Genomic DNA, 5,826 nt, shown 5'->3' with positions numbered 1-5,826 from the left:
GGGTGCGCATCATTACGAACAGCAGTACAGGGACCGTGTCATCAAACAGCTTCATCGCCGCGCGGCGCAATTTGGATATTCACTACAGCCTCAGGACTCGCCAGCGTGAAGGTGAGTTTCTTAGGAAAGCGACGGTCTATTTCGCGAAGGAGTCGCGGTGAGATGTGACCGGATCGAAACGATGCGACAGGACTACCCGATTTCCGTGCTGTGCCGTGTGTTTGAGCTAGGGGCCAGCAGTTTCTACGCTTGGCGCCGACGGCTCGACTCGCCACGTGCACAAGAGAACGCGCGCCTTGAAATCGAGATTGTAGCGGCGCACGAACGAACTCGGCAAACGTATGGGCGCGAGCGATTGCAGGCGGATCTGCTTGATCATGGCGTGTGCGTTGGCCTTCACCGCATTAGGCGCATTCGCACCAAGCTGGGACTGCGTTGCAAGCAGAAGCGCAAATTCAGAAACACGACGGATTCGAAGCACGATTTGCCAGTCGCACCGAATTTGCTGGAACGCAACTTCGACATGAGCATGCCGAACCAGGCCTGGGTGAGTGATATCACGTACGTGTGGACAGATGAGGGCTGGTTGTATCTAGCCGGCATCAAGGATCTGTTCAACGGCGAGCTGGTCGGCTACGCCATGAGCGAACGTATGACCCGCACCTTGGTAATGCAGGCGCTATTTGCCGCGGTCGCACTTAAACGGCCCTCAGCCGGTTTGATCCTACATTCGGATCGTGGCAGTCAATATTGTTCGCATGACTATCGGGATCTAGCAAAGCAGTTCGGCATGACGATGTCCATGAGTCGCAAAGGCGATTGCTACGATAATGCGCCGATGGAAAGCTTCTGGGGGTCGCTCAAAAACGAACTCGTGCATCACCGCCGGTTCACGACGCGCGCCGAGGCCATCACCGAATACATCGAGATCTTCTACAACCGGCAACGCAAGCAAGCCCGTCTTGACTATCTGTCGCCTGCTGCTTTCGTGCAGCGATTTTATAAAACGCGACTCGCGGCTTAACCCATTGCTCTCCACTATTGACGACCGACCTCAGACTGTCAATGTCCCAGGCTGTACCGGACGGTGCCCAGCCCACACACCAGCTTCATCCTGCCGGCCACTGAAAAGCAGCAATCTGAAGAAGTTTCCTGAAGGCGGCGTAGCCCGGCACACGAGTAACCCGCGCTCCGGCTATGCAGCGGTTGTCATCCGATTTGCGGCTTCAGATAGCGGCAGGCTCATTGGGCGGAACACTGTAATGCGGTAACCAACCCGCGGATATCAGGGTGATCCACCGTCGAGACTTACTGCTACGTCGCCCTCAGGAAATTTAGCGCCCTGAAAAACCGAAAACCGATCTCTCTTGACACGGGAAGTCATATCAGTCATATCAGCCGTCAGGTGGTGGGCTGGTCGATGCAGCCGCACATGCGCACGGAGCTGGTGTCTGATGCGCTGCGTATGGCGTGGTTTCGCCGCCGTCCGCAAGCGGGCCTGATCCTCCACAGTGACCGTGGCAGCCCAGTATTGCAGTCGTGACTTCCAGGACCTGCTCAAAGGCTACGGCATGCGCAGTTCGATGAGCCGCAAGGGAAATTGCTGGGACAATTCGCCGACCGAAAGCCTGTGGGGATCGCTCAAGCGTGCACGCATCCTCGGCCATCGCTTTGCAACGCGTCGCGAAGCGATGGACGAGGTAATCGACTGGTTGAGCTTCTACAATCATTCGCGCTTGCACTCGACGTTGGGCTACGTCAGTCCGATGCAGTTCGAGCGGGACTGGTACGCTGCCCAGAACCAACGGGTGGCATAATCTCACTCAGTTAAGGGATCCGAAATTCGCGGGCAACGTCATAGAGACCATGTGCCGCTCCAGGCGCTGCGGCTTGATACCGTGCTTGCGCCAGATGCGCTGCACGGCCAAGACCGACACATCGCCCAGCTCTGCCGCGAGCTTGTAGCTACTCCGGTGTGTCGAACCGTCGGCTGGTTCGTGCTTGAGGGTGCGGTTAAGTACACGCGCTTCCAACTTGGCAGGCGGCTGCACAGGAGCACGCCCGGCGTGGCGAGCGTACATGCCGGACAGTCGCTCGTTGAGGAAATGCCCCGACCAACGTGCAATGGACACCATTAGCGCTTCTGTGGACGCCGCTAGCAAAATTAACGGACAACAACAGTAATCTTCAACACGCCTGAGAGGCCGGAGCGACCGGACGAGGCCGAGTCAATCGCCGAATCGCGAGCTTCTACGCTTCTACGAGGGTGGCTGCGTGAGGCAGAAAGGCCTCTCCCTCCGGCGTCAGCGATAGGGAACGCGTCGTGCGGTGGAATAAGCGCACGCCTCGTACGAGAAACAGGGAGTGAGTAGTTTCCGATCCTTTCGCACGCCAAGCCAACCAACTACTCTGTATCGAGCAAAGCATTTGACCGCTTTGGAACGGCGCCTGCGCTCGAAGCGCACCGCGCGCGCCCGTTCGCGAGTTGCCTTGGCTTTCCCGTAGCCGCTAAAAAATACACTTCAGCCTTGATTGTCTGGGAGATTGACCCACCACATTGCGTTGGATACGCAACGCAAGAGATTTCGGAGACCGGGTTTCGGGATTCCCTCAAGGACAGGCGCCGTAACCTTGCGTCGCCCATCATAGAATCGACGCTGGATCAGCCCCATTTTCAGCCACGGAGTAAATAAGCAATGACATTCCTCAAACCCGCATCCGCGAACGCCGATGCTGTTGCCGACGAATATGCCGCGACGATATCCCGTTCATCGCTGCCAAAGTATCGCATTCCGCAGGGTTCGTCAGAGCCGCGGGCGGTTTTCGATCTGGTGCGTGATGAGCTATTCATGGACGGGAACTCCCGGCAAAACGTCGCGACGTTTTGCACCACCTATGCGGACGATGAAGTCCGTCGTCTGATGGACCTTTCGATCGATAAAAACATGATCGACAAGGACGAGTATCCGCAGACCGCCGAGATCGAGAAGCGTTGTGTTCACATGCTTGCCGACTTGTGGCACGCTCCCCGGTCTTGGGAAACCACGGGATGTTCCACTACCGGATCGAGCGAGGCCTGCATGCTCGGTGGACTGGCACTCAAATGGCAATGGAAAAAGCGTCGTGAAGCCGCGGGAAAGTCAACAGACAAACCAAATATTGTGTGCGGCCCGGTACAGGTGTGCTGGGATAAGTTTGCCCGCTACTTTGATGTTGAGCTTCGTCAGGTCCCGCTAAGCGGTGATTCCCTCGGCCTGCAGCCGGAGCAACTGTCTGCATATTGCGATGAAAACACGATTGGCGTAGTCGCGACGCTAGGCATTACCTTCACGTGCGTATACGAACCAGTCAAGGCCCTTGCTGGGGCGCTGGACGCACTGCAACGCGATGTCGGACTCGATATTCCAATTCATGTGGACGCCGCAAGCGGCGGATTCGTCGCCCCGTTCCTCCAGCCAGAATTGGAATGGGACTTTACCATCGAGCGCGTGAAGTCAATCAATGCGTCCGGACACAAATACGGATTGGCGCCGCTCGGGGTGGGCTGGGTCGTGTGGCGCAGCGTCAAGGACCTTCCTGACGACCTAATCTTTATGGTCGATTATCTGGGCGGTAACATGCCCACGTTTGCGCTCAATTTTTCGCGACCAGCTGGGCAAATCATCGCGCAGTACTACATGTTGCTTCGCCTTGGGCATGAAGGCTATACGCACATTCAAAAGGAATGCGCCGAAACGGCGCAGTTTCTTGCCGACGGCTTGGCCAAACTTAGCGCGCTCGAGATGGTGTACGACGGACGTGGAGCACTTCCTGCTGTCTGCTACAAGTTGCGCAACCCTGGGACCGCAGGCTTTACGCTATTCGATCTATCCGACCGGGTCCGCATGCGGGGTTGGCAGATTGCATCCTACAAGCTGCCGTCCGATCGCGAGGACACCATCGTGCAGCGGATCCTGATTCGGCGAGGTATTACGCACGACATGGCCGCATTGCTGCTCGACGATATCAAGCGCGCCATTGCGCATCTGTCGGAAAACCCAGTGCCGCACTCGAAGGCGGGTCCGAGCTTCCACCATGATTGAATCTAAAAGCCCAAACACGCGGAGCATGAGATGACTGCGACGGCAAAAAAAGGTACGTATCTGAGTGTCACGTCGATCGGGCTGATGACGGCCGCCGCGGTGGTTACGAGCCTCCGCGGTCTGCCATTGTTGGCGAAGGAAGAAATGACGATGTTCGTCTATCTTGCCTTTACCGTAATTTTCTATCTGATTCCCGCTTCGCTAATTTCCGCTGAACTCGGCGGTGCCTTTGCCGATAAACGTGGAGGCATCTACTCCTGGGTCGGTGCAGCATTCGGTACCCGTTGGGGATTTCTTGCGATCTGGTTGCAATGGATTCAGAACGTCGTGTGGTATCCGGTCGCGCTGACCTTCGGGGCGGCCGCGATCGCCTACACCGTGGGCCGGCCAACTTTGGCGGTCAACGGTGTCTACGTCGGCATCTTCTGCATCGTTTCCTATTGGCTCTCGACATGGGTCGTATTGCAAGGCGTCGAGGTTTTCGCAAGGATCGCCAACTTGACCTTCATCGTTGGGACGATCGTTCCTGGGATCGTGCTTCTGATATTGCTCGGCTATTGGATCCATACCGGACACCCGCTAGGTTGGCAGCACTTGACGAACCCGGCGTTATCGGCAAATGGCCACGCCCGTTATTGGCCAGCTATTCATGGCTTCGGTACGATCGCGTTCTTGGCGGGAATCGTGCTGTTGTTCGCCGGCGTCGAAGTACAGGCAGTCCATGTTATTGACATGCGCAGCCCGAGTCGGGGTTTCCCTGCCGCGATTGCTCTGGGCGCTATTATCTCGGTCCTCATTTTCGCGCTCGGCGCGCTACCAGTCGCGGGTATCCTTGCTTACGACAAGATATCGCTACAGTCGGGTGTGTTCGATGCGTTCAGCGCGGTGATCACGGATATCTGGCACATGGGATGGGTCGTTTCGCTGCTGTCGCTGCTCGTCGGCATTGGTGCGATCAGCGGTGTTCTGGCGTGGCTCGGTAGTCCGTCGCGTGGATTGCTAGAAACAGCCCATGAAGGCGAGTTGCCGCCGATCCTGCAGGCAAAGAACAGCAAGGGCATGCCCACCCATATCCTCCTGATCCAGGGCGTGATTGTCACACTCATCTCGTGCTTTTACTTCGTGATCCACGATGTCTCAGTCGTGTTCTTCCTGATCTCCGCAATGACCGTCGCCCTTTACCTGATTGCGTACATGTTGATGTATGCGGCTGCGATCAAGCTGCGCTATTCCGCGCCGAAACTTGCGCGGCCGTTTAAGGTTCCCGGAGGCCTTGCCGGCATGTGGATCATTGCTGGCATAGGATTCGTCGGCGTGATCTTCAGCTTCGTCGTGTCCTTTTTTCCGCCAGACCAGTTGCCGGTAGGCTCGCCCGCCATGTATGTCGGACTGGTTGTTTTGGGGATCGTGGTATTTACGGGCATTCCGTTGATCATCCATCATGTACGCCGCAGCGACTGGGCCTCATCGCCGGACGCCAAGCCGGTCCCGCTGGCCCCGGCGGCCGAGGCCCCACTGTGATCGCAACTCCGCAATCCAACAGGTCGAGCTTGGTGAACATAAAGGCGCAGAGATGGCCCCAGCACGTGCCGCTTCGAATCGATACTGGAATGGCGGTCTATTTCTGCGGTGTGTCACGAACATGAGCGAGAGCTTGTGATGCTGTATCGAAGATGGGAGAAGGCCTCTCGAAGTCGGCTTGCAGGAGCAGGCTTCAAACCGCCCGGTGCTGCTGCGTTTAAAA

Annotated in this window: 2 protein-coding genes and 3 pseudogenes; 4 read left to right on the top strand and 1 reads right to left on the bottom strand. The window is 57.1% G+C overall.

All coding sequences use genetic code 11. From position 1 onward, the window contains the following. Nucleotides 1-136: 136 nt before the first annotated feature. Both ACRXB1_RS28560 and ACRXB1_RS28555 read left to right on the top strand, forming a co-directional pair. Nucleotides 137-1,024: pseudogene (locus ACRXB1_RS28560) on the top strand (IS3 family transposase); the annotation flags it as partial. Between the two features lie 360 nt (nucleotides 1,025-1,384). Next, nucleotides 1,385-1,817 (top strand): annotated as a pseudogene (locus ACRXB1_RS28555) (IS3 family transposase); the annotation flags it as partial. A gap of 42 nt (nucleotides 1,818-1,859) precedes the next feature. Here ACRXB1_RS28555 and ACRXB1_RS28550 read toward each other — a convergent pair. Beyond that, nucleotides 1,860-2,126 (bottom strand): annotated as a pseudogene (locus ACRXB1_RS28550) (IS630 family transposase); the annotation flags it as partial. A gap of 570 nt (nucleotides 2,127-2,696) precedes the next feature. Between ACRXB1_RS28550 and ACRXB1_RS28545 the strand changes: the two are divergent. Then, entirely contained in the window at nucleotides 2,697-4,082 is a 1,386-nt protein-coding gene (locus ACRXB1_RS28545) for a glutamate decarboxylase (RefSeq protein WP_449493941.1), read from the top strand. Between the two features lie 30 nt (nucleotides 4,083-4,112). Beyond that, nucleotides 4,113-5,603, top strand: coding sequence for an amino acid permease (locus tag ACRXB1_RS28540; protein ID WP_449493940.1), 1,491 nt, complete (start codon nucleotides 4,113-4,115; stop codon nucleotides 5,601-5,603). Nucleotides 5,604-5,826 lie beyond the last annotated feature (223 nt).

Source organism: Caballeronia sp. M23-90 (assembly GCF_053574605.1).
The sequence above is the reverse complement of the archived record's forward strand: the minus strand, read 5'-3'. Positions and strand labels throughout refer to the sequence as shown.

Coding starts and splice junctions, on each gene's coding strand:
- ACRXB1_RS28545 (WP_449493941.1), top strand. CDS start 2,697: ATGACATTCCTCAAACCCGCATCCGCGAACGCCGATGCTGTTGCCGAC.
- ACRXB1_RS28540 (WP_449493940.1), top strand. CDS start 4,113: ATGACTGCGACGGCAAAAAAAGGTACGTATCTGAGTGTCACGTCGATC.